Source organism: Roseateles sp. P1_C6 (genome assembly GCF_056406315.1).
The window spans coordinates 338,516-362,887 of sequence record NZ_JBFUAK010000002.1; the positions used below are offsets into that span (position 1 = coordinate 338,516).

The 24,372-nt window shown below is 69.4% G+C and carries 20 protein-coding genes and 1 pseudogene; 13 read left to right on the plus strand and 8 right to left on the minus strand.

From position 1 onward, the window contains the following. The first annotated feature begins 62 nt into the window (after positions 1–62). The gene (locus tag AC1D29_RS04560) at positions 63–1,007 is read left to right on the plus strand and encodes an NAD(P)-dependent oxidoreductase (RefSeq protein WP_477894710.1); all 945 of its coding nucleotides are present in this window, start codon (positions 63–65) and stop codon (positions 1,005–1,007) included. On the opposite strand, the gene AC1D29_RS04565 is transcribed toward AC1D29_RS04560, so the two are convergent. Together AC1D29_RS04565 and AC1D29_RS04570 are read right to left on the minus strand one after the other, a co-directional pair. Next, a complete protein-coding gene (locus tag AC1D29_RS04565) occupies positions 1,001–3,817 on the minus strand; it encodes a valine--tRNA ligase (protein WP_477894711.1) in 2,817 nt (938 codons plus the stop codon). The genes AC1D29_RS04560 and AC1D29_RS04565 overlap by 7 nt on opposite strands. 93 nt (positions 3,818–3,910) lie before the next feature. After that, the gene (locus tag AC1D29_RS04570; protein ID WP_477894712.1) at positions 3,911–5,671 is read right to left on the minus strand and encodes a CocE/NonD family hydrolase; all 1,761 of its coding nucleotides are present in this window, start codon (positions 5,669–5,671) and stop codon (positions 3,911–3,913) included. A gap of 310 nt (positions 5,672–5,981) precedes the next feature. Here AC1D29_RS04570 and AC1D29_RS04575 point away from each other — a divergent pair, with 310 nt between their 5' ends. From AC1D29_RS04575 to AC1D29_RS04590, 4 genes are read left to right on the plus strand one after another with little or no spacing between them, the layout of a single operon-like run. Further along, a complete protein-coding gene (locus AC1D29_RS04575) occupies positions 5,982–6,419 on the plus strand; it encodes a hypothetical protein (RefSeq protein WP_477894713.1) in 438 nt (145 codons plus the stop codon). A 38-nt stretch (positions 6,420–6,457) separates the two neighbouring features. Continuing rightward, on the plus strand, positions 6,458–6,706 hold the full coding sequence (locus AC1D29_RS04580; RefSeq protein WP_477894714.1) for a 4Fe-4S dicluster domain-containing protein: 249 nt from the start codon (positions 6,458–6,460) through the stop codon (positions 6,704–6,706). A gap of 7 nt (positions 6,707–6,713) precedes the next feature. Beyond that, entirely contained in the window at positions 6,714–7,424 is a 711-nt protein-coding gene (locus AC1D29_RS04585; protein WP_477894715.1) for a response regulator transcription factor, read from the plus strand. After that, positions 7,421–8,497, plus strand: a complete 1,077-nt coding sequence (locus AC1D29_RS04590; protein ID WP_477894716.1) for an ATP-binding protein — start codon at positions 7,421–7,423, stop codon at positions 8,495–8,497. The genes AC1D29_RS04585 and AC1D29_RS04590 overlap by 4 nt, the downstream gene beginning before the upstream one ends. Here AC1D29_RS04590 and AC1D29_RS04595 read toward each other — a convergent pair. The 3 genes and pseudogenes from AC1D29_RS04595 to AC1D29_RS04605 form a co-directional block, all read right to left on the minus strand. Then, on the minus strand, positions 8,494–9,987 hold the full coding sequence (locus AC1D29_RS04595; protein ID WP_477894717.1) for an amidase: 1,494 nt from the start codon (positions 9,985–9,987) through the stop codon (positions 8,494–8,496). The genes AC1D29_RS04590 and AC1D29_RS04595 overlap by 4 nt on opposite strands. Before the next feature lie 6 nt (positions 9,988–9,993). Continuing rightward, positions 9,994–10,971, minus strand: coding sequence for a GMP reductase (locus tag AC1D29_RS04600; protein ID WP_477894718.1), 978 nt, complete (start codon positions 10,969–10,971; stop codon positions 9,994–9,996). A 547-nt stretch (positions 10,972–11,518) separates the two neighbouring features. After that, positions 11,519–12,121, minus strand: a pseudogene (locus AC1D29_RS04605) (NUDIX domain-containing protein); the annotation flags it as partial. Positions 12,122–12,181: 60 nt separating this feature from the next. Here AC1D29_RS04605 and AC1D29_RS04610 point away from each other — a divergent pair. Continuing rightward, a complete protein-coding gene (locus tag AC1D29_RS04610; protein WP_477894719.1) occupies positions 12,182–12,943 on the plus strand; it encodes a DeoR/GlpR family DNA-binding transcription regulator in 762 nt (253 codons plus the stop codon). Here the strand turns inward: AC1D29_RS04610 and AC1D29_RS04615 are convergent. Continuing rightward, positions 12,930–14,252 carry a DUF3422 family protein gene (locus AC1D29_RS04615; RefSeq protein WP_477894720.1) on the minus strand — a complete coding sequence of 441 codons (1,323 nt, stop codon included), beginning with the start codon at positions 14,250–14,252 and terminating at the stop codon, positions 12,930–12,932. The two genes, AC1D29_RS04610 and AC1D29_RS04615, sit on opposite strands and share 14 nt — an antisense overlap. Positions 14,253–14,343: 91 nt before the next feature. Here AC1D29_RS04615 and AC1D29_RS04620 point away from each other — a divergent pair, with 91 nt between their 5' ends. Then, positions 14,344–15,477: a beta-ketoacyl-ACP synthase III gene (locus tag AC1D29_RS04620; protein WP_477894721.1), complete on the plus strand. Its 1,134-nt coding sequence runs from the start codon at positions 14,344–14,346 to the stop codon at positions 15,475–15,477. Here the strand turns inward: AC1D29_RS04620 and AC1D29_RS04625 are convergent. After that, positions 15,474–16,211: a transporter gene (locus AC1D29_RS04625; RefSeq protein ID WP_477894722.1), complete on the minus strand. Its 738-nt coding sequence runs from the start codon at positions 16,209–16,211 to the stop codon at positions 15,474–15,476. The genes AC1D29_RS04620 and AC1D29_RS04625 overlap by 4 nt on opposite strands. Positions 16,212–16,247: 36 nt before the next feature. On the opposite strand from AC1D29_RS04625, the gene sbcB reads away from it, so the two are divergent. The 6 genes from sbcB (at position 16,248) to AC1D29_RS04655 (ending at position 21,713) form a co-directional block, all read left to right on the plus strand. Beyond that, complete coding sequence (gene sbcB / locus AC1D29_RS04630) at positions 16,248–17,681, plus strand: exodeoxyribonuclease I (protein WP_477894723.1); 1,434 nt, start codon at positions 16,248–16,250, stop codon at positions 17,679–17,681. A gap of 82 nt (positions 17,682–17,763) precedes the next feature. Further along, on the plus strand, positions 17,764–18,690 hold the full coding sequence (locus tag AC1D29_RS04635; RefSeq protein ID WP_477894724.1) for a GGDEF domain-containing protein: 927 nt from the start codon (positions 17,764–17,766) through the stop codon (positions 18,688–18,690). 115 nt (positions 18,691–18,805) lie between these two features. Then, positions 18,806–19,078 (plus strand): flagellar basal body rod protein, encoded by a 273-nt coding sequence (locus AC1D29_RS04640; protein WP_477894725.1) that lies wholly within the window; start codon positions 18,806–18,808, stop codon positions 19,076–19,078. A gap of 193 nt (positions 19,079–19,271) precedes the next feature. Further along, positions 19,272–20,132 (plus strand): hypothetical protein, encoded by an 861-nt coding sequence (locus AC1D29_RS04645; protein WP_477894726.1) that lies wholly within the window; start codon positions 19,272–19,274, stop codon positions 20,130–20,132. A 26-nt stretch (positions 20,133–20,158) separates the two neighbouring features. Next, a complete protein-coding gene (locus AC1D29_RS04650; protein ID WP_477894727.1) occupies positions 20,159–20,722 on the plus strand; it encodes a sigma-70 family RNA polymerase sigma factor in 564 nt (187 codons plus the stop codon). Next, entirely contained in the window at positions 20,715–21,713 is a 999-nt protein-coding gene (locus AC1D29_RS04655) for an ankyrin repeat domain-containing protein (protein WP_477894728.1), read from the plus strand. The genes AC1D29_RS04650 and AC1D29_RS04655 overlap by 8 nt, the downstream gene beginning before the upstream one ends. A 57-nt stretch (positions 21,714–21,770) precedes the next feature. Here the strand turns inward: AC1D29_RS04655 and acnB are convergent, their stop codons facing one another. Beyond that, on the minus strand, positions 21,771–24,362 hold the full coding sequence (gene acnB, locus AC1D29_RS04660) for a bifunctional aconitate hydratase 2/2-methylisocitrate dehydratase (RefSeq protein WP_477894729.1): 2,592 nt from the start codon (positions 24,360–24,362) through the stop codon (positions 21,771–21,773). Positions 24,363–24,372 lie beyond the last annotated feature (10 nt).

A 24,372-nucleotide genomic window follows, 5' to 3' on the forward strand; every position in this document is an offset into this window, starting at 1 on the left:
GCGCGGCGATTGTGTCACGCGGGTTGTGACGGTTATGACCCTTGAGTTGGGCACAAAAGAGCATGACCGTCCTGATATTGGAACCTTTGGAAGCCGACGTCGTGCAGTGGCTTGCCGAACGTCACGATGCACGTTTCGCGCCAGAGCTCGTCGGCGACTTCGACGGACTGCTGGAGGGGCTGCAGGACTCGCGCGCCCTGATCGCGCCGCCCGAGGTGCGCATCGATGCCGAGTTGCTGCGTTCCGCGCGCACGCTGCGCGCCATCGGCCGCGCCAGTGGCGGTGCCGAGAACATCGACATGGAAGCCTGCCGCAAGGCCGGGGTGGAGGTCGTGCGTTCGCAGACGTCGACGGCCAGCGCAGAGGCGGAGTTCGCCATCGGTGCGCTGTTGAGCCTGCTGCGCCGTGTCCCCATCGAGGGCAGTGATGGCCTCAAAGTGGGGCGCGAGCTGGGTTGTTCGACGATAGGCCTGCTGGGCCTGACGCCCACGGCCCAGGTGCTGACGCAGCTGCTGCAGGCCTTCGGCTCGCGCGTCATCGGTTATGACCCCGCCGTCCACCCCAGCGACGCGATGTGGGCGCGCTGGGGCATCGAGTCCGTGAGCCTGTCGGACCTGGTCGAGCACAGCGACGGGCTGGTGCTGCTGTTGCCGTACTTCCAGCGCTTTCGCGGCCTCATCGGCGAGCGCCAGCTGGAGAGCGCCAGGCCCGGGCAGGTGCTCGTCGGCCTCAGCCAGTCAGGCCTGATGAACGAAGTCGCGCTGGCGCAGGCCCTGCGCAGCGGCAAGCTGCGCGCGGCGTGGTTCGACAGCATGGAGCCAGGCTGGCTGGAGTCGGGCCGGCCGCTGCATGGCCTGGGCACCTTGCAGGTGACGCCGCGGCTGGCGGGCACCACGCGCGAGTCGCGCGTGCGCGCGGCCTGGGCCGTGGCGCGCAGCATCGACGAGCTGCTGGGCCCGTCACCCAAGGGCAACAAGGCCAAACCCAAGGTCGTCGACTACTACTGAGGCGGCAGGCGCTTGATCTGCTCCAGCAGCCGTGCCACCGTCTCCTTGAAGCCCGCCACGCGGGCGCGCTCCTGCTCGACGACGGCGGCCGGCGCGCGGGCGACGAAGCCCTCGTTGGAGAGCTTGGCTTCGGCCTTGGCGATCTCGCCTTCCAGGCGCGTGGCTTCCTTGGTCAGGCGGGCGCGCTCGGCCTCGACGTCGATCTCGATCTTCAGCGCCAGCTTGGCCGCGCCATGCACAAGGACGGGCGAGGTTGCGCTCTGCTTCACGAACTCGGCCTCGTCGGCGATCAGCTCGACGGCGCTCAGCTTGGCCAGCACCTTCAGCACGGCGGCGGCTTCGGACAGGAAGCTCAGGTCGCCGCCCACCAGCAGCGGCACGCGCTCGGCAGGGCTCAGCGCCATTTCGCTGCGCAGGCTGCGCGTGGTGCCGACGACGTCCTTCAGCTGCGCCATCCATGCATCGGCCGCGGGGTCGATGCGCTCCGGCTGGCTGACGGGGTAGGGCGCCTGGCCGATGTAGTCGGTCGCCTTGCGGCCGGCCACGGGGGCGACGGTCTGCCACAACTCCTCGGTGATGAAGGGCGCAATCGGGTGCAGCAGGCGCAGCGTCGTCTCCAGCACGCGGATCAGCGTGCGGCGGGTCGCGCGCTGCTGGCTCTCGTCGCCGGTCTGGATCTGCACCTTGGCGATTTCCAGGTACCAGTCGCAGTACTCGTCCCAGACGAAGCTGTAGATGCCGTTGGCGACGTTGTCGAGGCGGTATTCGGCAAAGCCTTGCGCCGCGGCGGCTTCCACGCGCTGCAGCTCGCTGCTGATCCAGCGGTCCGCCTGGCTGAAGAACATGTAGCCGGGCGGGCAGTGGCCTTGCTCATGGGCGAGGCCGCAGTCCTGGCCCTCGGTGTTCATCAGCACGAAGCGCGTCGCGTTCCAGAGCTTGTTGCAGAAGTTGCGGTAGCCCTCGCAGCGCTTGGTGTCGAAGTTGATGTTGCGGCCCAGGCTCGCGTAGCTGGCCATCGTGAAGCGCAGCGCGTCAGCGCCGTAGGCCGGCATGCCTTCGGGGAACTCCTTCTTCACGCGGGCCGCCACCTTGGGCGCCGTCTCGGGCTTGCGCAGGCCTTGCGTGGATTTCTGGATCAGCGTGTCGAGGTCGACGCCCTGGATCAGGTCCACCGGGTCCAGCACATTGCCCTCTGACTTGCTCATCTTCTGGCCCTGCGAGTCGCGCACCAGGCCGTGGATGTAAACGTCCTTGAACGGCACCTTGCCGGTGAAGTGCGTGGTCATCATGATCATCCGGGCGACCCAGAAGAAGATGATGTCGTAGCCGGTCACGAGCACGGACGAGGGCAGGAACAGCTCCTGCTCCAAGGTCTTCTCGGGCCAGCCCAGCGTGGAGAACGGGACGAGCGCCGACGAGTACCAGGTGTCCAGCACGTCGGGGTCGCGGGTCAGCTCGCCGAGGTAGCCGGCGGCCTTGGCGCGGGCCTGCGCCTCCTCTTCGCTGCGCGCGACGAACAGCTCACCGCCCGTGCCGTACCAGGCCGGGATCTGGTGGCCCCACCACAGCTGGCGCGAGATGCACCAGTCCTGCAGGTTGCCCATCCAGTGGTTGTAGGTGTTGACCCACTGCTCGGGGTGGAACTTGACGGCGCCGGTCTCGACGGCGGCGATGGCCTTGTCGGCGATGCTCTTGCCGTCGGCGCTGGGCTTGGTGACGGCGACGAACCACTGGTCCGTCAGCATGGGCTCGATGACCTGGCCGGTGCGCTCGCAGCGCGGCACCTGCAGCTTGTGCTTCTTGACCTCGACGAGCAGGCCTTGCGCGTCCAGGTCGGCCACGACGCGCTTGCGGGCGACGAAGCGGTCCAGGCCGCGGTAGGCCACGGGCGCGTTGTCGTTGATCTTGGCCTGCAGGTCCAGCACGGCGATCATCGGCAGGTTGTGGCGCTGGCCGACGGCGTAGTCGTTGGTGTCATGCGCCGGCGTGACCTTGACGACGCCGGTGCCGAACTCGCGGTCCACGTAGTCGTCGGCGATGACCGGGATCTCGCGATCGGTCAGTGGCAGCTTGACCAGCTTGCCGATCAGCGCGGCATAGCGCTCGTCCTCGGGGTGGACCATGACGGCCACGTCGCCCAGCATGGTTTCAGGTCGGGTTGTTGCGACCACCACCGAGCCCGAGCCATCGGCAAGGGGATAGCGGATGTGCCACAGCGAGCCGTCTTCCTCTTCGCTGGTCACTTCCAGGTCCGACACGGCGGACTGCAGCACCGGGTCCCAGCTCACCAAGCGCTTGCCGCGGTAGATCAGGCCTTCCTCGAACAGCCGCACGAAGGTCTCGACGACGACGGTGGACAGCTTCTCGTCCATCGTGAAGTACTCGTGACCCCAGCTCACCGAGTCGCCCAGGCGACGCATCTGGCCGGTGATGGTGTTGCCGCTCTCCTGCTTCCAGTCCCACACGCGGGCGACGAAGTTCTTGCGGCCCAGGTCGTGGCGGCTCTGGCCTGCAGCCTGCAGCTGGCGTTCGACGACGATCTGCGTGGCGATGCCGGCGTGGTCGGTGCCCGGCACCCACAGCGTGTTGTCGCCCTTCATGCGGTGGTAGCGCGTCAGCGAGTCCATCACCGTCTGGTTGAAAGCGTGGCCCATGTGCAGCGTGCCCGTCACATTGGGCGGCGGCAGCTGGATGGAGAACGACGGCTTGGCCGGGTCCAGCGTCGGCTCATAGAGGCCGGCGGCTTCCCACTTGGGACCCCAATGGGCTTCCAGGGCGGCGGGTTCGAAGGACTTGGCAAGTTCGGTCATCGCGGCGTCGCCCGCCTGCAAAGAGGGGCGAAAAAGAGGCGTTTTGGGGGTCCGCGATTGTAGGGGGCCGCTCCGCACGGCCCCCTGGGTGGATCAGCGCGTCTGCAGCTTCAGTTGCAGCGGGCTGCCGGCACCGAAGTCCAGCGCCATGTCGAAGCGTTCACCGGCGCGCACCGGCGGGCCGTAGAGGCTGTCCTGCGTGTCGAACACCAGCACCAGCCGGTGGCCGGCCGGCACGTCGTAGCCGGTGGCGACCATGTCGAAGCTGAAGTCCTGCGACTGCCCCGGCGTGGCGGCATGCACCGCACGGGCGCCGTGGGTGATCAGCGTGCCGAAGCCGGCGATGTCGACGTCATAGAGGTAGGCCACCAGCATGCCGCGCTTTTGCGAGGGGATGGCCCGCAGCTTCAGGGCCGGCACGCCGCGAACCTTCAGCGGCTGGCTGAGCCAGGGGCCCTCGTAGCGCACGCCAAAGGCGGGCAGCACGGTGGCCAGCTGGTTGATCACCGGCAGGCCGACGCTCTCGGCCAGCGGCGACAGCACGGGGATAGGCCCAGTGGTGGCCGACGTGTCCAGCGCGTTGTTGATGCTGTCGCTGCCGCTGGTGGCGCGCAGGCCGGTCTGCAGGCCACCGCTGATGCCGCGCCAGCACAGGCAGGAGAGTTCCCAGCGCACGGCGCCGCGCGGCGTGAGCTGGTAGTCCAGGTTGCGCAACTCGGGCGCCGGCCAGCTCGACAGCGTCTCGCGGTAGCCGCTGAACTTGGGTTGCAGCGAGACCTTGGGCTCGTTATCGATGCCGTTGGCCCGGCCCTTGAGCCAGCGGTCGAACCAGCGGTGCGCCTGGTCCCAGATGGCGTTGTCCACATCCAGCAGCGCGCCGGGGATCTCGGCCGACGCGTGGATGCCGGGCTGCAGCATCAGCTTCTTGGGCACGGTCAGCGCGCTGAACATGGCCAGCGTGGAGTTGGGCGAGAACATGTCGTCCTGCCAGTTCTTGCCGATGAAGACCGGCGCGCCGCGGCGGTTGATGGCCGCGACGGCGCTGCTGGGCGAGCGTGGCACACCCCAGGCCGTGATCTCGGCGATCTTGGCTGCCGGTGTGTCGGGGTTCTGAATGGCGGCGTTGTACTCGGCCACGATGGGGTCCAGCCGGCCGGTGATCTGCCCCGACAGCTGCAGGATGTTCAGCCAGGTGGGGTTGGGCACCTGGTTGCCGTACATCTGGTCGACCAGCGTCGCCCAGCCCGACAAGGCCACGGCGGTGCGCAGGCGCGGCTCGTTGCCCAGCGCCAGCAGCGACAGCCCGGCGCCGTAGGAGATGCCCGCCGCGCCGATGCGCGCCGGGTCGGCCGGCGTCTGGGCCAGCGTCCAGTCCAGCACGCCACTGACGTCGGCCACGTCCAGCGGGCCGGCCACGCCGATGACGCCTTCCGAGTCCCAGAAGCCGCGGGTGGTGTAGGCCACGGCGATGTAGCCATCGCGCGCCAGGCGCTGCTGCTGGCCCAGGTATTCAAAGAAGTCGGCCACGGCCCAGCTGGTCACGAAGATCACCGCGGGGTAGGTGGCCGGCGCGCTGCCGCTGCTGGCGCCGGCCGGCAGGAAGACGTTGGCCGCCAGGCGCACACCGTCAGGCCGCGTGACCTTGAGCCCGCTGATGAAACAGGTGCCGTCCCTGGGCGAGACCACGCCGGGCATCGCCAGCGGCGTGGTGTAGGTGGCCGCCTCCAGCGGCGTTGCGGCACGGCAGCTCAGGTTCGCGGCCTGGGCATGGCCCAGGCCCAGGGCCAACAGGCCGCCAAAGAAGGCGGCTCCCCGGGCGGCGCGGCGGCGCCAGCCCTGCATCGAAACGTTCATGGGTTGTCTCCGTCGGGGTGGAATGAAGACGGTCGTCTTCCCCAACAAAAGCACGACCGTTCGTTTTATTTTTCGGAATGTCGGCCAGGCAGTGCCTGGGGAAATCCCGCCCGCCACGGTTGACGTTGCGGTGACGGAACGGTCCTGCGGGTTTGGGGAGAGCGACGCGCTGGCCCGGCGTGCTAAACGGCGGCCGCGTCGAAACAAAACGAAACCCGGCGATACCGCGTCGAGATGCTCTGCGCGGCGCCGACCGGAATCATGAGTGCCATCCCAACCCCGGGCCTCGAGCGCCCCCACGGAGCACCCCATGAACTTTTTTCGTCGCTGGCACGCCCACCACGAGTTCCACCACCACTTTGGCCACGGCCATCACGGCCATCATCTGGGCCGTCATGCGGATGGCTTCGCCCATCTCCTCGTCGCACGCATGGGCCGCAAGCTGGACCTGGACGACGGCCAGCAGCGTCGCCTCGGCGCCTGGCTCGAACAACTCCAGCAGCAGCGCGACGCGCTGAAGAGCCTGGCCCGCGGGCCCGAGCTGGCGGGCCTGGTCGCCGGCGAGCAGTTCGCCCGCGCGTCGGCCCAACAGCTGCTCGATGCCAGGCTGGACGCGCTGCGCGCCGCCGGCCCGGGTCTCGTCACGGCCTTTGCCGACTTCTTCGACTCGCTCGACGCCGAGCAGCGCCAGGTGCTGCGCTTCATGATGCGGCGCTTCGGCTCTGCCGGCCGGCACGCAACCGCGTGATGGACGCGCACTGCGGCACGCAGCCCCGCGGCCGATTCATGCCGCACATCGATCGCAACCGCTGCGAGGGCAAGGGCGAGTGCATCGCTGTCTGTCCGTTCAACGTGTTCACCTTGGTCAAGGTGGCGCCCGAGGAGCGCCAGGGCCTGACGCTGTTCGGCAAGCTCAGGGGCATGGCCCATGGCTGGGAGCAGGCCTTCACGCCCAACGCCGCCGCCTGCGAAGCCTGCGGCCACTGCGTCACGGCCTGCCCCGAGCGGGCCATCACCTTGGTTCGCGCCAAATAATCGCGACATGCACCGACTGCTGCTGATTGACGACGACGAGGCCCTGGCGGGGCCGCTGACGCAATACCTGGCCCGCTTCGACCTGCAACTCGAAGCCGTGACCCGCCCCAGCGCGGCGCTGCGACGCCTGGCCGCCGAGCGCTTCGATGCGCTGATCCTGGACGGCATGCTGCCGGAGATGGACGGTTTCGAGTTCTGCAAGCGGCTGCGCGCCGGCGCCGATGCCTGGCGCGACATCCCCGTGCTGATGCTGACCGCGCGCGGCGACCTGACCGACCGCGTGGTGGGCCTGGAGCTGGGCGCCGACGACTACCTGCCCAAGCCCTTCGAGCCGCGCGAGCTGGCCGCGCGGCTGCAGACCATCCTGCGCCGCACGCGCCTTGCACCGGTCGCGGCGCCCGCCGTGCCGCAGACGGCGACGCGGCTGTGCTTCGAGGGCCTGGAGATCGACGCGGCGCGCCGCGAGGTGCGCTGCGCAAGCGGCCTGGTCGAGCTGACCGGCACCGAGTACGAACTGCTGCTGATGCTGGCCCGCGAGCCGGGCAAGGTCTTCTCGCGAGACGACATCCTGAACCGCCTGCGTGGCCAAGAGGCCGACCTCTACACGCGCGCCGTGGACATCCTCGTCAGCCGCCTGCGCCGCAAGCTGGAGCCGCTGGCGGCGCTGAAGACGCTGCGCAACGCCGGCTACTGTTTCGCGCTGCCTGACAAGCCATGAGGCATCACCCCTACGACCACAACTGGCGCGAGCGCTGGCAGCGCAAGCAGAAGAAGCGCGCCCAGCGCATGCGGCGCGACTGGGACTACCGCTGGCGCGTGCGCCACCGCTGGCACCAGCGCTGGCACCGGCAACACGCGCGGTTCAAGCATTCGCTGGGCGCGCGGCTGATCGCCGTCTTCTTCGTGCTGGCCCTGGCCAGCAGCGCCATCCTGTGGGGCTCCGAGGGCAGCGCCTACGGCCTGCTGTGGGCCGTGCCGGCGCTGCTGGTCGTCACGGGCCTGGCCTTCGGCATGATCCGCCACATGGTCGGGCCGCTGCATGCACTGGCCATCGGCGCCGAGGCTTTTGGCCGCGGCCATTTTGCGCACCGCGTGCCGGTCATCCACCGCGACGAGATCGGCGACCTGGCCATGCGCTTCAACCAGATGGCCGCCGACATCCAGGCCATGCTGGACGGCAAGCGCGCGTTGCTGCTGGCCATCAGCCACGAGCTGCGCAGCCCGCTGACGCGCGCGCGCCTGCATGCCGAACTGGTGGGCGAGGGCGAGTCGCGCGATGCGCTGCTGCTGGAGCTGGCGCAGATGCGTGACCTCATCACCGCGCTGCTGGAGAGCGAGCGGCTGGGTTCGGGCCACAGCGCGCTGCAGCTGTCGGACGTCGACCTGGCCGTGCTGGTGCAGGAGCAGGCGCAGCCGGGCGTGCAACTGCACATCGAACCGGGCCTGCCGTTGCTGAAGCTGGACCGGCTGCGCGTGCAGCTGTGCCTGCGCAACCTCGTGCAGAACGCGCTGCGCCACAACGACGCCGCGCGCGGCGCGGTGCAGCTCAGCCTGCAGCGCTCGGGCGAGGGCGTGGGGCTGACCGTGCGCGACTTCGGCACCGGGGTGCCGGCGGATGCCTTGCCGCACCTGGGTCAGCCGTTCTACCGACCGGACTCGGCGCGCACGCGCGGGGAGGGCGGCGTGGGCCTGGGCCTGTGCCTGTGCCGGCTCGTGGCCGAGGCGCACGGCGGGCGGCTGGAGCTGCGCAACGCCGAGCCGGGGTTCGAGGCGTCCGTGCGTTTCGGCTAGCCGGGCGGCACGCGGTCGAACCAGGGCCGCGCCCGCTCCAGCTCGGCGGCCAGTTGCAGCAGCAACCCATCCTGGCCCGGCGCGCCGACGAACTGCACGCCCAGCGGCAAGCCGTCGCTTGTCCAGTGCAGCGGCAGCGACACCGCCGGCGTGCCGGTCAGGTTGGCGAGCTGCGTGAATGGCACGTGACGCAGGCTGTCGGTGGCCATCTGGTGGACCACGCCGTCGAGCAGGCCGGCGCGCTTGAGCAGGCCCAGCAGCCCCGACGCGCGCAGCAGGCCCAGGGCGGCGATCTGCAGCGGCGGTGGGTCACCGGTGCCGTGCAGCACGGGCGGCGAGGCCAGCGTGGGCGTCAGGTAGAGGTCGTGGCGCGCATGCAGCGCCGCCAGCGCGCGGGCATAGTCGTTCCAGCGCTGCAGCTCCAGCGTCAGCCGCTCGGCGCTGGTGGCTCGGCCCAGCGTGGCGATGACGCGGGTCAGCGGCTCGAAGTCGGCCTCGCGGCCGCCCAGCGCGACGGCGCGGTGCAGCGCGGCCGGCACCTGGCCGAAGTAGATGTGCAGGTAGCTGTTGGCCAGCGCCGGGCCATCGATGTCCGGGCGGGCGGGCTCCACCGTGTGGCCCAGCTCGCGCAGCAGGGCCACGGTTCGCTCCACGGCCAGCCGGGCCTCGTCGTGCACGGGCTCGCCGATCGGCGAATCGGCGCACCAGGCGATGCGCAGGCGGCGCAGCGGTGCCTGCGTCTGGGCGACGAAGGCGGTGGACGGCGAGGGCAGGGCGACCGGGTCGCCAGGCTCGGGGCCGCTGAGGATGTCCAGCGCCAGCGCCGTGTCGCGCACGCTGCGCGACAGCACGCCCTCGCTGCTGGCGCCGAACCAGACCTCGCCCTGGCCCGGGCCCACCGACACGCGCCCGCGCGAGGGTTTGAGGCCCACCAGGCCGCAGCAGGCGGCCGGGATGCGGATGGAGCCGCCGCCGTCGTTGCCGGCCGCCATGGGCACCACGCCCGCCGCGACAGCCGCGGCCGCGCCGCCGCTGCTGCCGCCGGTCGTGCGGCGGGTGTCCCAGGGGTTGCTGCTGCGCCCGAAGGCCTGCGGGTCGGTGACGCCCTTGAGTGCCAGCTCGGGCGTGTTGGTCTTGCCGAAGATGACAAGGCCGGCGTCCAGCCAGCGCCGCACGACATGGGCGTGCTCGCGCGCCGGTGCCACGCTCGCGAGGGCGCGGCTGCCGAAGCTGGTGGGCAGGCCGGCGTAGTCCTGGGCGGCGTCCTTGATCAGCAAGGGCACGCCGGCCAGCACGCCTGAGCGGACACCGCGCGCCAGTTGGGCGCGGGCCTCGGCCTCCATCAGCCGGCAGACCGGGTTGAGCTTGGGTTGGACTTCGGCCAGCCGCGCCAGGGCCAGGTCGAGCAGGGATGCAGCGGCCACCCGACCCGCCGCCATCTCGGCGGCCAGTGATGAGGCGTCGTGGCGGCGGTAGGTGGCGAAGTCCATGTCGCGTTACATGAACAAGTGTTCGCCGGCGTTCTCGCCGCCGAGCACGACGTAGTTGACCTTCTTGAGGTCGGTCAGCTGCGTGCCGCCTGCGTAGGAGATGGAACTCTGCAAGTCCTCCTCCATCTCGCGCAGCGTGTCGCCCAGCCGGCCCTTGACCGGCTCCAGGATGCGCTTGCCTTCGACGTGGCGGTACTCGCCTTTGTTGAAGTCGGACGCCGAGCCGTAGTACTCCTTGAACAGCTTGCCGTCGACCTCGACGGTCGTGCCGGGCGACTCCTCGTGGCCGGCGAACAGCGAGCCGATCATGACCATGCTGGCGCCGAAGCGCACGCTCTTGGCGATGTCGCCATGATGGCGGATGCCGCCGTCGGCGACGATGGGTTTGGTGGCCACGCGGGCACACCACTTCAGCGCCGACAGCTGCCAGCCGCCCGTGCCGAAGCCGGTCTTGAGCCGCGTGATGCAGACCTTGCCCGGGCCCACGCCCACCTTGGTCGCGTCCGCGCCCCAGTTCTCCAGGTCGATGACGCCCTCGGGCGTGCCGACGTTGCCGGCAATGACGAAGGCGTCGGGCAGCTTGTGCTTGATGTGGCCGATCATGCGCTGCACGCTCTCGGCATGGCCGTGGGCGATGTCGATGGTCAGGTAGTCGGCGCCCACGCCCTCGGCCGCGAGCCGGTCGACGAGTTCGAAGTCGGCCGGCTTGACGCCCACGCTCAGGCTGACCAGCAAGCCCTTGTCGCGCATGGACTTGGCGTAGGCGAGGCTGTCCAGGTCAAAGCGGTGCATCACGTAGAAGTAGCCCTCGCGGGCCAGCATCTCGGTGATGGGCTCATCGATGACGGTCTTCATGTTGGCCGGCACGACCGGCAGCTTGAAGCGGTGCGGGCCGAACTGCACGGAGGTGTCGCAGTCGGAGCGGCTGTCCACGCGGCATTTGCGCGGCAGCAGCAGGATGTTGTCGTAGTCGAAGATTTCCATGTCAGTGGTGTTCACAGTTGCGGCGCGCGTTTGGCAGTGCGCGACCTGGGCTGCGAGCGCTTGACTTGGCTCTGCCGGCTTTCCCTTGGCCCACTTTTCAAGCGGGCAAAAAAAACCGGACGCCAAAATTTGGGCCCGGTGATTGATTCTACGCAACTGCGGTGGCGGTCAGGGACTTCAGGCTTTCCAGCCCGTGGTGCACCGCCAGGCCACGGGCCAGCGCCGCCTTGAGCATCAGGTCCGCACCGGCGGATTCGCCGCCGATGCGCAGCAGCAGGTCGCAGCGTTCCAGCACGGCTTGCGCGTGGGGGTGGAAGACGCGGTTCCAGACGGCGTCGCCGCGCTGCCCACCCGCGGCTGCGATCAGCGGCAGCGTGACCCATTCGCCCAGCAACGGCACATGGCCCATCGCCGCGACCTGCACCGCAGCGTGCTGCATGGCCTGCACATTGGCGGCGATGGCGTCCTCGCGGTCGCCGGTGCCGCTGCGGTAGGGGCCGGCGATGAAGACCAGCAGCGGGCCGCGCCGTGGCGGCGGGCCGAACACATGGCGCTGGGCCCAGCGCAGCAGCATGATGGTCTTGGCATCGACGATCTCGCCGGCCTCGACCTGGCGCATGGCCTCGTCGAAGTCCAGCTCAAAGCGGGCGATGTCCTCGCCCTCGTCGACCAGCCCGCCCCCCTCCGAAACCAGGTCGGCGTCCTCGTACTCGGCCGCGAAGAAGTGCAGCTTCTCGGTCACCGAGCCGGGGCTCATGTAGGCCTCGAACAGCGGCTGCGGTTCGCGCACGCGCACGCCGGCCTCCTGTTCGGCCTCGGCGCGGATGCAGCTGACCGGGTCGGCTGCGTCCAGCAACCCAGCCACGGCCTCGACCATCAGCCGCTGCCAGCCGTTGACGAACACGGGGTAGCGGAACTGCCGCGTCAGCAGCACGCGGCGGTGCGCGCGCTGGTAGAGCAGCACGGTGGCGCCATTGCCGCGGTCATAGGTCTCGCGGTCGTGGGTCTGCCACTGGCCATCGCTGCGCAGGAAGTCGAAGCGCGTGGTCCTCAGCGTGTACCAGTTGTCCGAGAGCAGCTTCACCTGCTGGACGCGAACGCGCTCGGGCAGCGGCAGGTCGGCGATGCGGGTTTGGATCTGTGTTTGCATGAAAATCCCTGAATTGACAATTAATCATGCAAAATAACGCAAAACCATGCAACCCCACAGATGCTGACCGAACAACGCCACCTGGCCATCCTGGATGAACTGCGCCTGAGCGGCCGCGTGCTGGCGCGTGAATTGGCCGAGCGCCTGCAGGTGTCCGAGGACACCGTCCGCCGCGACCTGCGCGACCTGGCCACGCGCGGCGCGCTGCAGCGCGTGCATGGTGGGGCGCTGCCGGTGTCGCCGGCGCTGGCCAATCTGGCACGCCGCAGCGACATCGCCGTCGATGAAAAACGCGCGTTGGGTCGCCTGGCCGCGTCGCTGGTGACCGACGGTCAGCTGGTCTTTGTCGATGGCGGCACCAGCACGCTGGCCATGGTCCGGCAGCTGCCGGCCGCGCTGCGCGCGACGGTCGCCACGCACAGCCCGGTCATTGCCGCGGCGCTGATCGAGCATCCCGGCGTGGAGGTGTTGATGCTGGGCGGGCGGCTGTTCAAGCATTCCGGCGTGGCCGTGGGTGCTGGCGTGGCCCAGGCCATCCAGGCGCTGCGGGCGGACTGCTATTTCCTGGGCGTGACGGGCGTGGACGCCGGCTTCGGGCTGTCGACCGGCGACGCCGAGGAGGCCCAGGTCAAGGCGCTGCTGATGGCCGGTGCGGCCGAGACGGTGCTGATGGCCAGCAGCGACAAGCTCGGCAAGGTGTCGCCCTACCGCGTCGCACCGCTGACAGCACTGTCGACCTTGATCGTCACGCCGCAAGCCGACGAGGCGCAGCTGCAGGCCTTGCGCGCGCCGGGCCTGGAAATCCTGGTCAGTGGTGGTTGAAGATCTTGCGGTGGATGCGCCGCGTCGTCTGCCACACCAGCAGCAGCACGACCGGGATGGACGCGCCGGCCGCCAGCTCGGGGCTGAACGGCAGCCAGCCCTCGGCCTTCAGCGCCTTGGCGCCGTAAAGCAGCAGGCTGACGACGTAGTAGGTGATGGCGGCCAGCGACAGGCCTTCAACGGTGGCTTGCATGCGCAGCTGCGTGCGCTGGCCTTCGCCCAGCTGGGCCAGCAGCTGCTGGTTCTGCGCTTCGGTGGCGATGTCCACCCGCGTGCGCAGCAGCGCGCTGGCGCGTGAGATGCGCTGCGACAGGGCCGCCAGCCGTTGCGCCGTCGCGCTGACGGTGGCGATGGCGGGCGACAGCCGGCGCTGCATGAACTCGCCCAGCGACTGCGTGCCCGCCACCTTGCCTTCGTGCAACTCCGTGATGCGCTGCTCGACGATGGCCTGGTAGGCCTGCGTCGCGGCAAAGCGGTATTGGTGTGCGGCCGTCGCATGCTCGATGCGCGCGGCCGTCGAGATCAGGTCGTCCAGCAGCTCGGCCTCCGACGCGCCGCGTTTCTCCAGCCGCGCGGTGATGTCGGCCAGCGTCGCCTCCACGTCCGCCAGCGTTGCGCCCAGCGACTTGGCCGCGGGCAGGCCGCGCAGCGCCATCAGCCGGTAGGTCTCCAGCTCCAGCAGGCGCTGGCAGATGCGGCCGGCGCGGGTCTCGGGCGTGCCGGGCTCGGCCAGCACGACGATGTGCTCGAAGCCGGTCGCGCGCAGGCAGAAGTCGGTGACGACCAGCGAATGCCCGCCCATCGTCGACGCGACGACGGCGTGGGCGCCGAACCAGGCCCGGGCTTCGGCCAGCGCGCTGGGGGCAAAGGTCAAGGGCCGCTCGATCATGACCAGCTTGATGGCCGCAAAGGTGCGCCCCGGGATGCGGCCCAGCCAGTCCGGCGCGACGCGCAGTGGCAGCGCATCCAGCGTCTGCGCGCTGGCCTCGGCGTCAGCGGGCAGCGGCTGCACGACCGAATAGCGCGTGAACTCGGCGTGGCGCTCCCACTTCAGCGAGAACTCGCCGCACCGCAGGCGCAGGAAGTTGGCGTTCAACGCCGCCTCGGCCAGGCCCTGCTGGCCGGGCAGGCGCTGCAGGTGCGCATGCTCGTCGGCGCGGCTGATGCCGTCGTTCAGCACGGCGATGTGGACGATGACCGCCGGCAGCCGGATGCGCGCCGGCGGGCGGGCGTGCACCTCGTTGTGCAGCGCCAGGCGCAAGGTGTCGTCGGGAGGGAGCAGGCTGTCGTCGTTCATGTCTTGGCGCATGGCCCCAGGCTAGTGCGTAGAGAGGGCACCAGGTTGGCTCGGTAAAATTTCAGGCTTCGTACTTCAGCAGGCGGCGGCTTCCGTCATCCATATGCAAGCTTCATTCCCGGCCGTGGTCATCAGCGGCACCGGCCTGTACCGCCCGCCCCATGTCATCACCAACGCCGAGCTGGTCGAGGCCTTCAACGCCTATGCCGACCTGCAGAACACCGAGCACGCGACCGCCATCGCCGCCGGCGAACGTTCCGCGTTGACACACTCCAGCGTGGAGTTCATCGAGAAGGCGTCGGGCATCAAGCAGCGTTACGTCATCGAGAAGGACGGCGTGCTGGACCCGACCCGCATGTACCCGCGCTTCACGCCGCGCGGCGATGACGAGATCTCGCTGATGGCCGAGATCGCCGCCGACGCGGCCCGGCAGGCGCTCGCCGCAGCCGGCAAGACGGGGGCAGATGTCGACGCCGTGCTCTGCTCCAGCGCCAACATGCAGCGCGCCTACCCGGCGATGGCGGTCGAGATCCAGCAGGCGCTGGGCGCCGGCGGCTACGGCTTCGATATGAACGTGGCCTGCTCGTCGGCCACCTTCGCGCTGGAGCAGGCCTTCAACGCGGTGCGCTCCGGTGCGTCCAAGTGCGTGCTGGTCGTCAACCCCGAGATCACGTCGGCCCACCTGGAATGGCGCGACCGCGACTGCCACTTCATCTTCGGCGACGTCTGCACGGCCATCATCGTCGAGCGCGCCGAGACCGCGACGGCCGCCGACCAGTGGGAAATCCTCGGCACCCAACTGGCCACGCAGTTCAGCAGCAACATCCGCAACAACTTCGGCTTCATGAACCGCGCCGAGGACCGCGACCCCGACGCCCGCGACCTGACCTTCTACCAGGAGGGCCGCAAGGTCTTCAAGGAGGTGGTGCCCATGGCCGCCGCGCACATCGAAGCGCACCTGGCCAAGCTGGGCCTGGAGCCCACGCAGGTGCGCCGCTACTGGCTGCACCAGGCCAACCAGGGCATGAACCAGCTGGTCATCAAGAAGCTGGTCGGGGCGGACGCCGGCAGCGAGGTCGCGCCGCTGATCCTGGACGAGTACGCCAACACCGCGTCGGCCGGCTCCATCATTGCCTTCCACCACCACCGCGCCGACCTGAAGGCGGGTGACGCCGGCGTCATCTGCTCCTTCGGCGCCGGCTATTCCATCGGCAGCGTCGTCGTCAAGAAGCGCTAGAAGCGCAGCGACAGCCCGATCGTCCACGCCCAATCGGGTGTGTGGCGATTCAGGCCGCGGAAGACGGCCGTGTCAAGCTGAACGTCGGCCGTGGCCTGCCAGGCCACCCCGGTGCCGGCCGTGACGACGTTGCCGCCGTTGCGCACCGACGTGAGCTGCTGGCCGGCGATCTCGGCGAAGCCGTGCAGCTTCTCGCCCAGTGGGATACCGAGGCTGGCGGACAGGACGCCCGCGGTGTAGCGCTGGCCGTCGTCGTTGTGCTCGACGAAGAGGCCCGCCATCGTGCCCAGCGACCAGCCAGCCGGCAGCTCCCACTGCGCCAGGAAGCTCAGCGCCGACCGCAGGCCTTGACCCTTGAACGGCCCGCTGCCGCTGGGCGTCATCACCTCGAACAGCCAGCCCAGGCCCGGTCGCTCGCCGTCACCGTCCTGCAGCTGCCACTTAAAACCCAGACCCAGGTCCGCGCGGCCGCTGGCGCCCGGGTTGCGCTGGCGCAGCGCGCCCTGCGTGTCCAGCCGCAGCTCCAGGTCGTGGCCCACGCCCAGGCGCAGCAGCGTCGGCGTCGAGCGCAGCCGCGCGGCACCATCGCGCTGCCAGGCGCCGCTGGTCTCGACCTGCCAGCGCCCGGCGGCCATCACGTCGGGGCCGTTCGTGAAGTCGGGCCGGTCGGGCGAGATCGCGTCGTCGGCCTGCGCAGCCGTGCAGGCGACGAGCAGCAGCAGGGCAACTCTCATGGCAGGCCACTCTAGCGCTGCGCTATCGTGCCGGCTATGACCGATTTGAGCTTCTTCTGGCACGACTACGAAACCTTCGGCCGCGTTCCCCGACGCGACCGCCCGGCCCAGTTTGCCGGCCTGCGCACCGATGCCGAACTGAACGAGATCGGCGAGCCGCTGATGCTGTACTGCCAGCCGGCGCCCGACTACCTGCCCGACCCCGAGTCCTGCCTGCTGACCGGCATCCTGCCCCAGCACTGCCTGGCCCAAGGCGTGCCCGAGCATGAGTTCGCCGCCAGCATCGAGACCGTGATGGCGCTGCCGGGCACGGTGGGCGTGGGCTACAACAGCATCCGCTTCGACGATGAAGTGACCCGCCATCTGTTCTGGCGCAACCTGATCGACCCCTATGCGCGCGAATGGCAGAACGGCTGCGGCCGCTGGGACCTGCTGGACGTCGTGCGCTGCGCCTATGCGCTGCGCCCTGACGGCATGGAATGGCCGAGGCACGAGGATGGCCGCCCCAGCTTCAAGCTCGAGCATCTGACCGCCGCCAACGGCCTGGCCCACGAGGCCGCGCACGATGCGCTGTCCGACGTGCGCGCCACCGTGGCGCTGGCGCGCAAGCTGCGCCTGGCGCAGCCCAAGCTGTGGGACTTCTGCCTGAAGCTGCGTACCAAACAGGCCGTGTGGGACGAGATCGGCATCGGCAAGCCGTTCCTGCACATCTCCGGCATGTACGGCCCCGAGCGTGGCTGCATCGCGATGGTGTGGCCGCTGGCGCCGCACCCGACCAACAAGAACGAATTGATCGTCTGGGACTGCGCCGTGTCGCCGGAAGAACTGCTGACGCTGAACGCCGCCGCCATCCGCGAGCGCATGTTCACCAAGCAGGACGCGTTGCCCGAAGGCGTCACGCGGCTGCCCATCAAGACCATCCACGTCAACAAGAGCCCCATCGTCATCGGCAACCTGAAGACGCTCAGCCCCGCGATGGCCGAGCGCTGGGGGCATGACGTCGAAGCGCAGCTCGCCAACGCTAAGCTGCTGGCCGACAAGGGCCGGCTGCTGGACGGCCTGTGGGGCGACGTCTTCCAGCGCGAGCCCTTCGAGGCGGCCGACGTGGACGAAGACCTCTACGGGGGCTTCATCGGCAACGAAGACCGCCGCGCGCTGAACCGCGTGCGCACGACGCCGCCCGAGCAACTCGCCGAGCGTGCGGCGCAGGGCAAGCTGGCCTTCCAGGACGGGCGGCTGGACGAGTTGGTCTTCCGCTGGCGCGCGCGCAACTTTCCGCAGAGCCTGTCCGCCGAGGAAGCCGAGCGCTGGCAGGTACACCTGGCGGCTCGCCTGCATGAAGGCGAGGGCGGTGCGCAGACGCTGGCGGCCTTCATGGAGCGTATCGACCAACTGGGCGAGGCCGCCGACGAGCGCGGCGAGGGCATCCTGTCGGCGCTTTACGACTACGCCGAACAGATCGCGCCGTAGGCGCGCGGCCCGTGATCTGCAGCATGGTCGAAAGCGACCAGTCCTGCGATAGTCGGGTTTAAAGACCGATCAGGAGACTCTTATGAGCAGCGCTGCCCCCATCGAGGATCCCACCGTCGCGCGCCTGCGCGCCTTGCTGGTTCGTGCACCCACCGCGGTGGCCTTCGTGTCCGGCCAGCGCTTCGAGGTCGTCAGCGAGGAGTTCAACCACCTGTTCGGCTTCGGCGACGATAGCGACCTGGGCGGCCAGGGCACGCGCGGCGTCCACACCACCGACATGGCCCACACGGCGCTGCACGAACGCGCCGCCGCGGCCTTTGCCGCCGGCCAGCCGCTTGACGAAGAGATCGAATACGTGAAGCGCGACGGCCATCGCTTCTGGGGCCGGCTGCAGGCCTCGCCCTTGAACTGGGACGCGCCGGCCGGCGAGGCGCTGTGGATCGTCGAGGATGTCAGCGCCGCCCGCGCACTGCGCCTGCAGCCGACCTGGACGGCCAAGCACGACGCCGTCACCGAATTGGCCAACCGCCGCGAGTTCGAGCGCCGCCTGGGCGAGCATGTCGGCAGCCGCCGCAGCGAGCCCGTCTCCGTGCTGTGGCTGGATGTCGACCGTTTCGGCGAAGTCATCCAGGGCATGGGGGCCGAGGTGGGCGACCATTTCCTGTACGGCCTGGGCCAGATGCTGATTGGCAAGGTGCGCGCGTCCGACCTCGTGGCGCGGCTGGAGGAAGACCATTTCGCCATCCTGCTGCCCGACTGCGACCAGCACTACGCGCAGATCATTGCCGAGAAGGTGCGTTCGGCCGTCGCCAGCTATCGGCTGCGCTGGGGCCTGCATCGCACCCGCGTGAAGGCGAGCCTGGGCGTTGTGCAGATCCAGCCGACGCTGACCACGGTCGATGCCGTGCTGGGCGGTGCCGCGCTGGCCTGTACCGAGGCCAAGGCGGCGGGGGGCGACAGCGTCCGGGTCTTCGTTTCCGCCGGCGGCTACGAGGAGTTGGCGGGCTGATTTCACGTTTGCTGACGCGGCGATCCTTGGAAATGCAGGGTTTTTTGCCGAATGTTCTAAAGTTCACGTCAGCGCGGCCGATGTAGCGGTCAGAGCGCCAAAAAACTGAATCTCCATGAACGTTGCCCTGTCCACCGCCTTGTCCGGCATCTCGTCTGCCAACGAGCGGCTGCGCGCGTCGGCGGCCAACATCGCCAATCTGGCGAGCAGCAACCAGGCCCGCCCGAGCGTTGAGCCAACCAACGTCGACAAGGTGCCGGAGCGCGAGATCAACCCGGCCAACGAGGTTGTCGAGCAGCAGTCCGCGGCCTATGCCTTTGTCGCGAACCTGAAGGTGCTGCAGACGCAGATCAACACGACGGGCGCGCTGCTGGACATCAAGGCCTGAGCGGCCAACCCCCAAGTGAAAGCGGCCTCGGGCCGCTTTTTCTTTGCCCGCCTCGTCCAGCATCAGGCAGCGGTAGGCCGCTCGTCCGGCAGCCCACCGCTCACGCAGCGCCAGCGCCCACGCCTGAGATTTCACCCCGTTTGCTGCGCGGCTCCGTACAAGCACAGGTCCCCACCTTTGCGAAGGATCCGCCATGAGTTCACCACGTCGCCGCACCGCCTTGCTCCAGCTGGCCGCACTCACGGGCCTGGCCGGCCTGCACGCCAGCTGCGCGGCCGTCTTGCCGCCGCCTCTGCTGGACATGCAACTGGTGGACCGCGACAGCGGCGCGGCACTCGCCCAGTACCCCAGCCGGGGGCGTCACTACAGCCCGGGCACGCCCGGTGCGCGCTACGCCATCCGGCTCAGCAACCGCAGCGGTGAGCGCGTGCTGGTGGTGTTGTCGGTGGACGGCGTCAATGCCATCACGGGTGACACCGCGAGTTGGCATCAGTCGGGCTACGTGCTGAGCCCGGGCGAAAGCTTTGACATCACGGGCTGGCGCAAGAGCGATGAGCGCATCGCCGCCTTCGAGTTCACGTCGCTTGGCGATTCCTATGCCGCGCGCACGGGGCGGCCGGCCCATGTGGGCGTGATCGGCGCGGCAGTGTTCCGCGAGGCAGCGCCGCCGGTGGCCGACGAAAGTCCGGTGGCGCCGCCCGTTGCAGCCATGCCGGCCGCTCCGGCAGCGCCCAGCCTGCTGAGCCGCTTGAACGGCGCCGCGGCCGACTCCGCTCAGGCCTCCGCGGCACGGGAAAGCGCGGGGCGTGTCGAGGCCGAGAGCAGGGCGCGCGTCAAGCTGGGCACGGGGCATGGCGCCTCGGAATGGGCGCCCATCCAGCACACCGCCTTTCAGCGGCGCAGCAGCCAGCCCGAGCAGCTGCTGGAGATCCACTACGACAGCCAGGTCAACCTGGTTGCCGCGGGCATCATGCCCCGCCCCATGGCCGCACTGCCGCGTGCGTTCCCGAACAGCGGCGGCGGTTATGTGCCCGATCCACCGGCACGCTGGTGATGCGGCGGCCTTAGCATCCGCGCCGCATGGCCGCGAGCGAACCCGCCGATGAAGACCTTGTTGCCAGCTATCTGCGCGGCGACATGGGCGCTTTCGACCGGCTCTACCGCCGCCACGACCGCAAGACCTTTGCCTTTGTGCGCCAGATGCTGCACCCCACGGACCGCGCCACGGTGGAAGACCTGCACCAGGACGGCTGGCTGGCCGTGGCGGCCAAGGCCGCGAGCTTCGCGCCGGGCAAGGCCAGGTTCTCGACGTGGCTCTACACGGTGCTGCGCAACCGGGTGCTGGACCATCTGCGGGCGCGGCCGCCGCTGGGGGACGATGAGGCCGATCCGGACGGCCTGGCCTCGTCCTATGCGGCGCCCGAGCAGGCGCTGGCTGAAAAGCGCCTGGTGCTGGCGGTGGAGCGCGAGCTGCTCGCGCTGTCGGTCGAGCAGCGCGAGGCTTTTCTGCTCTTCACCGTGGTCGAGCTCAGCCTGGCCGAGATTGCCGACGTGACCCAGGCCCACCCCGAAACGGCCAAGACCCGGCTGCGCTATGCGCGAGAGGCGCTGCGGCATCGTCTGAAGGAGTGGCGCGATGGCTGAGTTCGACCCCTTCACGCCCAAGGACGACGCCGAGACCGCCTATGCGCGAGCCCTAATGGGGGACGACGGCGGCCGCGAGCAGCGCCGCGCGCGGCTGATGGCGGCCTTGCCTCGGCCGCAGGCGGCCTATGCGGTGCCGGTGGCCCAGTCCGAGCTGGCCTGGCGTTGGCGTCCGTACGCTCTCGGCGTGTTGGCGACGGGCTTGTTGCTGGCTGCCGTCCTCGCTTGGCGGGGCCAGCCTTCCGAGCCACGCGCGCCAGCCGATCCGCGCTTGGCCGCCGGCCAGCCGGCCCCTGCCGGCACTGTCGTGGCCCAGGTGGACCCGGCGGTCGAACCCGCGCCTGCCCGCGCCGCCGAAGCGCCTCGCAATGCCGCCAAGGCCAGCCCGCCGCGGCCACGAGCGGCAACGCCGGCGCCCCTGATCGTGGCGGATGCAACTCTGCCGCAGCCGATGAAGGAAAGCGAAGTGCGCGCGGCGGCGCCAGCGACACAGCTCGACAGCCCGGCGACCTCCCCACCTGCGGCGGTCCGACCCGCAGCAGCACCGGCTGTGACTGCTGCATCCGTCCCGCCACCGACGGCGGTGGCCGAAGCAGCGATGCCTTCCGCGTCCCTGCCACCCCTGGCGCTGTCCGGCGGCGCCGTGGCCCGGGCGCGGATGGCGCCGAAGATGTCGCAAAGCCTGGCCGCCTCGGACGTCGCCGAGGCTGCGTCCCAGGCTTCGCCAGCCAATGCCATGCTGCTGACGGCCGTCACCCGCGCGGATGGCGCGGCAACTCGCGCTGCCCTGCAGGCCGGCGCATCGGTCCACTGGCGAGATGCACAGGGCCGCACGGCGCTGATGCTCGCTGCGCGCACGGGCGAGCGCGCTGTGGTGGAGCTGCTGCTCGCCGCCGGCGCGCGCAAGGCGGACCGCGACCCCCGCGGGCTGACGGCGGCCGAACACGCCGAAGCTCAAGGCCACACCGAGCTGGCGACGCTGCTGCGCTGAGCGCAAAAAAGCCCGCCGGCTTGCGCGCGGCGGGCTGGTTCTTGAAGCCGGTCAGGCTCAGGCGGCCACGGCCTTGGCGGTGTCCGCGTACTCCTCGATCTGGTCGAAGTTCAGGTACTTGTAGATCGCCGCGCCGTCCTTGTTCACGACGCCCATGGCCTCGTGGTACTCCTGCACCGTCGGGATGTGGCCCAGCTTGGACGCGATGGCGGCCAGCTCGGCCGAGGCCAGGAACACGTTGGTGTTCTTGCCCAGGCGGTTCGGGAAGTTGCGGGTCGACGTGGAGACGACGGTCGCGCCTTCACGCACCTGCGCCTGATTGCCCATGCACAGGCTGCAGCCCGGCATTTCGGTGCGGGCGCCGGCCGTGCCGAAGGCGGCGTAGTGGCCTTCCTTGATCAGCTCGCTCTGGTCCATCTTGGTCGGCGGGGCCACCCACAGCTTGACCGGGATGTCGCGCTGGCCGCCCAGCAGCTTGGCCGCGGCGCGGAAGTGGCCGATGTTGGTCATGCACGAGCCGATGAAGGCCTCATCGATCTTGGTGCCGGCGACTTCGGACAGCGTCTTCGCGTCGTCCGGGTCGTTGGGGCAGCAGAGGATGGGTTCCTTGATATCGGCCAGGTCGATCTCGATGACGGCGGCGTATTCGGCATCCTTGTCGGCTTCGAGCAGCTCGGGCTTGGCCAGCCAGGCCTCGACCTTCTCGATGCGGCGCTGCAGCGTCTTCGCGTCGGCGTAGCCGTCGGCGATCATGTTCTTCATCAGCACGACGTTGCTGGTGAGGTACTCCTTGATCGGCGCCGGGTTCAGCTTGATCGTGCAGCCGGCGGCCGAGCGCTCTGCGGAGGCGTCGCTGAGCTCGAAGGCTTGCTCGACCTTCAGGTCCGGCAGGCCTTCGATCTCGAGGATGCGGCCCGAGAACACGTTCTTCTTGCCCGCCTTGGCCACCGTCAACAGGCCGGCCTTGATGGCGTACAGCGGGATGGCATGCACGAGGTCGCGCAGCGTCACGCCCGGCTGCATCTCGCCCTTGAAGCGGACGAGCACCGACTCGGGCATGTCCAGCGGCATCACGCCGGTGGCGGCGCCGAACGCGACCAGGCCGGAGCCGGCCGGGAACGAGATGCCGATGGGGAAGCGCGTGTGCGAATCGCCGCCGGTGCCGACCGTGTCGGGCAGCAGCAGGCGGTTCAGCCAGCTGTGGATGACGCCGTCACCCGGGCGCAGGGCCACGCCGCCGCGGTTGCTGATGAAGGCGGGCAGTTCGCGGTGGGTCTTCACGTCCACGGGCTTCGGGTAAGCAGCCGTGTGGCAAAACGACTGCATGACCAGGTCGGCCGAGAAGCCCAGGCAGGCCAGGTCCTTGAGCTCGTCGCGGGTCATCGGGCCGGTCGTGTCTTGCGAGCCGACGGTGGTCATCTTGGGCTCGCAGTAGGTGCCCGGGCGCACGCCCTGGCCTTCGGGCAGGCCGACGGCGCGGCCGACCATCTTCTGCGCCAGCGTGAAGCCGGCCTTGGTCTCGGCGGGGGCCGACGGCAGGCGGAACAACGTGGAGGCGGGCAGTCCCAGGAACTCACGTGCCTTGGCGGTCAGCGAGCGGCCGATGATGAGGTTGATGCGGCCGCCGGCGCGCACTTCGTCGAACAGCACGTCGCTCTTGAGCTTGAACTCGACGATGGTCTCGCCGTTCTTCACCAGCTTGCCGTCATAGGGCAGCACGTCGATGACGTCGCCCATTTCCAGCTTTGAAACGTCCACCTCGATGGGCAGCGAACCCGAGTCTTCCTGCGTGTTGAAGAAGATGGGGGCGATCTTGCCGCCCAGCGTGACGCCGCCGAAGCGCTTGTTCGGCACGAAGGGAATGTCCTGGCCTGTGGCCCAGATGACCGAGTTGGTGGCCGACTTGCGGCTGGAACCGGTGCCGACCACGTCGCCGACGTAGGCGACCAGGTGGCCCTTCTTCTTCAGGTCCTCGATGAACTGCATCGGGCCGCGCTTGCCGTCTTCCTCGGGCTTGAAGGCTGCATCAGAACGGGTGTTCTTCAGCATCGCCAGGTAGTGCAGCGGGATGTCCGGGCGGCTCCAGGCGTCGGGGGCGGGCGACAAGTCGTCGGTGTTGGTCTCGCCGGGCACCTTGAAGACGGTCACGGTGATCTTCTTCTCGACTTCGGGGCGCGACGTGAACCACTCGGCGTCGGCCCAGCTCTGCATGACGGCCTTGGCGTGGGCGTTGCCCGCCTTGGCCTTGTCGGCGACGTCGTTGAAGAAGTCGAACATCAACAGCGTCTTCTTCAGGCCTGCCGCGGCGACGCCGGCGACTTCAGCGTCATCCAGCAGCTCGATCAGCGGATGCACGTTGTAGCCGCCCACCATGGTGCCCAGCAGCTCGGTGGCCTTGGCCTTGGAAATCAGGCCCACCGAGATATCGCCGTGCGCGACGGCGGCCAGGAACGAGGCTTTGACCTTGGCGGCGTCGTCCACGCCCGGGGGCACGCGGTGGGTCAGCAGGTCCAGCAGAAACGCGTCTTCACCGGCCGGCGGCGTCTTGATCAGCTCGATCAGTTCGGCGACCTGCTTGGCTTCCAGGGGCAGGGGCGGGATGCCGAGGGCGGCGCGTTCGGCGGCGTGTTGGCGGTAGGCGGTGAGCATGGGGGGACTC

Bases quoted from the DNA above. Each gene is read 5' to 3' on its own strand.
- AC1D29_RS04560 (WP_477894710.1), top strand. From the start codon at position 63: ATGACCGTCCTGATATTGGAACCTTTGGAAGCCGACGTCGTGCAGTGG.
- AC1D29_RS04565 (WP_477894711.1), bottom strand. From the start codon at position 3,817: ATGACCGAACTTGCCAAGTCCTTCGAACCCGCCGCCCTGGAAGCCCAT.
- AC1D29_RS04570 (WP_477894712.1), bottom strand. From the start codon at position 5,671: ATGAACGTTTCGATGCAGGGCTGGCGCCGCCGCGCCGCCCGGGGAGCC.
- AC1D29_RS04575 (WP_477894713.1), top strand. From the start codon at position 5,982: ATGAACTTTTTTCGTCGCTGGCACGCCCACCACGAGTTCCACCACCAC.
- AC1D29_RS04580 (WP_477894714.1), top strand. From the start codon at position 6,458: ATGCCGCACATCGATCGCAACCGCTGCGAGGGCAAGGGCGAGTGCATC.
- AC1D29_RS04585 (WP_477894715.1), top strand. From the start codon at position 6,714: ATGCACCGACTGCTGCTGATTGACGACGACGAGGCCCTGGCGGGGCCG.
- AC1D29_RS04590 (WP_477894716.1), top strand. From the start codon at position 7,421: ATGAGGCATCACCCCTACGACCACAACTGGCGCGAGCGCTGGCAGCGC.
- AC1D29_RS04595 (WP_477894717.1), bottom strand. From the start codon at position 9,987: ATGGACTTCGCCACCTACCGCCGCCACGACGCCTCATCACTGGCCGCC.
- AC1D29_RS04600 (WP_477894718.1), bottom strand. From the start codon at position 10,971: ATGGAAATCTTCGACTACGACAACATCCTGCTGCTGCCGCGCAAATGC.
- AC1D29_RS04610 (WP_477894719.1), top strand. From the start codon at position 12,182: ATGCTGACCGAACAACGCCACCTGGCCATCCTGGATGAACTGCGCCTG.
- AC1D29_RS04615 (WP_477894720.1), bottom strand. From the start codon at position 14,252: ATGCGCCAAGACATGAACGACGACAGCCTGCTCCCTCCCGACGACACC.
- AC1D29_RS04620 (WP_477894721.1), top strand. From the start codon at position 14,344: ATGCAAGCTTCATTCCCGGCCGTGGTCATCAGCGGCACCGGCCTGTAC.
- AC1D29_RS04625 (WP_477894722.1), bottom strand. From the start codon at position 16,211: ATGAGAGTTGCCCTGCTGCTGCTCGTCGCCTGCACGGCTGCGCAGGCC.
- sbcB (WP_477894723.1), top strand. From the start codon at position 16,248: ATGACCGATTTGAGCTTCTTCTGGCACGACTACGAAACCTTCGGCCGC.
- AC1D29_RS04635 (WP_477894724.1), top strand. From the start codon at position 17,764: ATGAGCAGCGCTGCCCCCATCGAGGATCCCACCGTCGCGCGCCTGCGC.
- AC1D29_RS04640 (WP_477894725.1), top strand. From the start codon at position 18,806: ATGAACGTTGCCCTGTCCACCGCCTTGTCCGGCATCTCGTCTGCCAAC.
- AC1D29_RS04645 (WP_477894726.1), top strand. From the start codon at position 19,272: ATGAGTTCACCACGTCGCCGCACCGCCTTGCTCCAGCTGGCCGCACTC.
- AC1D29_RS04650 (WP_477894727.1), top strand. From the start codon at position 20,159: ATGGCCGCGAGCGAACCCGCCGATGAAGACCTTGTTGCCAGCTATCTG.
- AC1D29_RS04655 (WP_477894728.1), top strand. From the start codon at position 20,715: ATGGCTGAGTTCGACCCCTTCACGCCCAAGGACGACGCCGAGACCGCC.
- acnB (WP_477894729.1), bottom strand. From the start codon at position 24,362: ATGCTCACCGCCTACCGCCAACACGCCGCCGAACGCGCCGCCCTCGGC.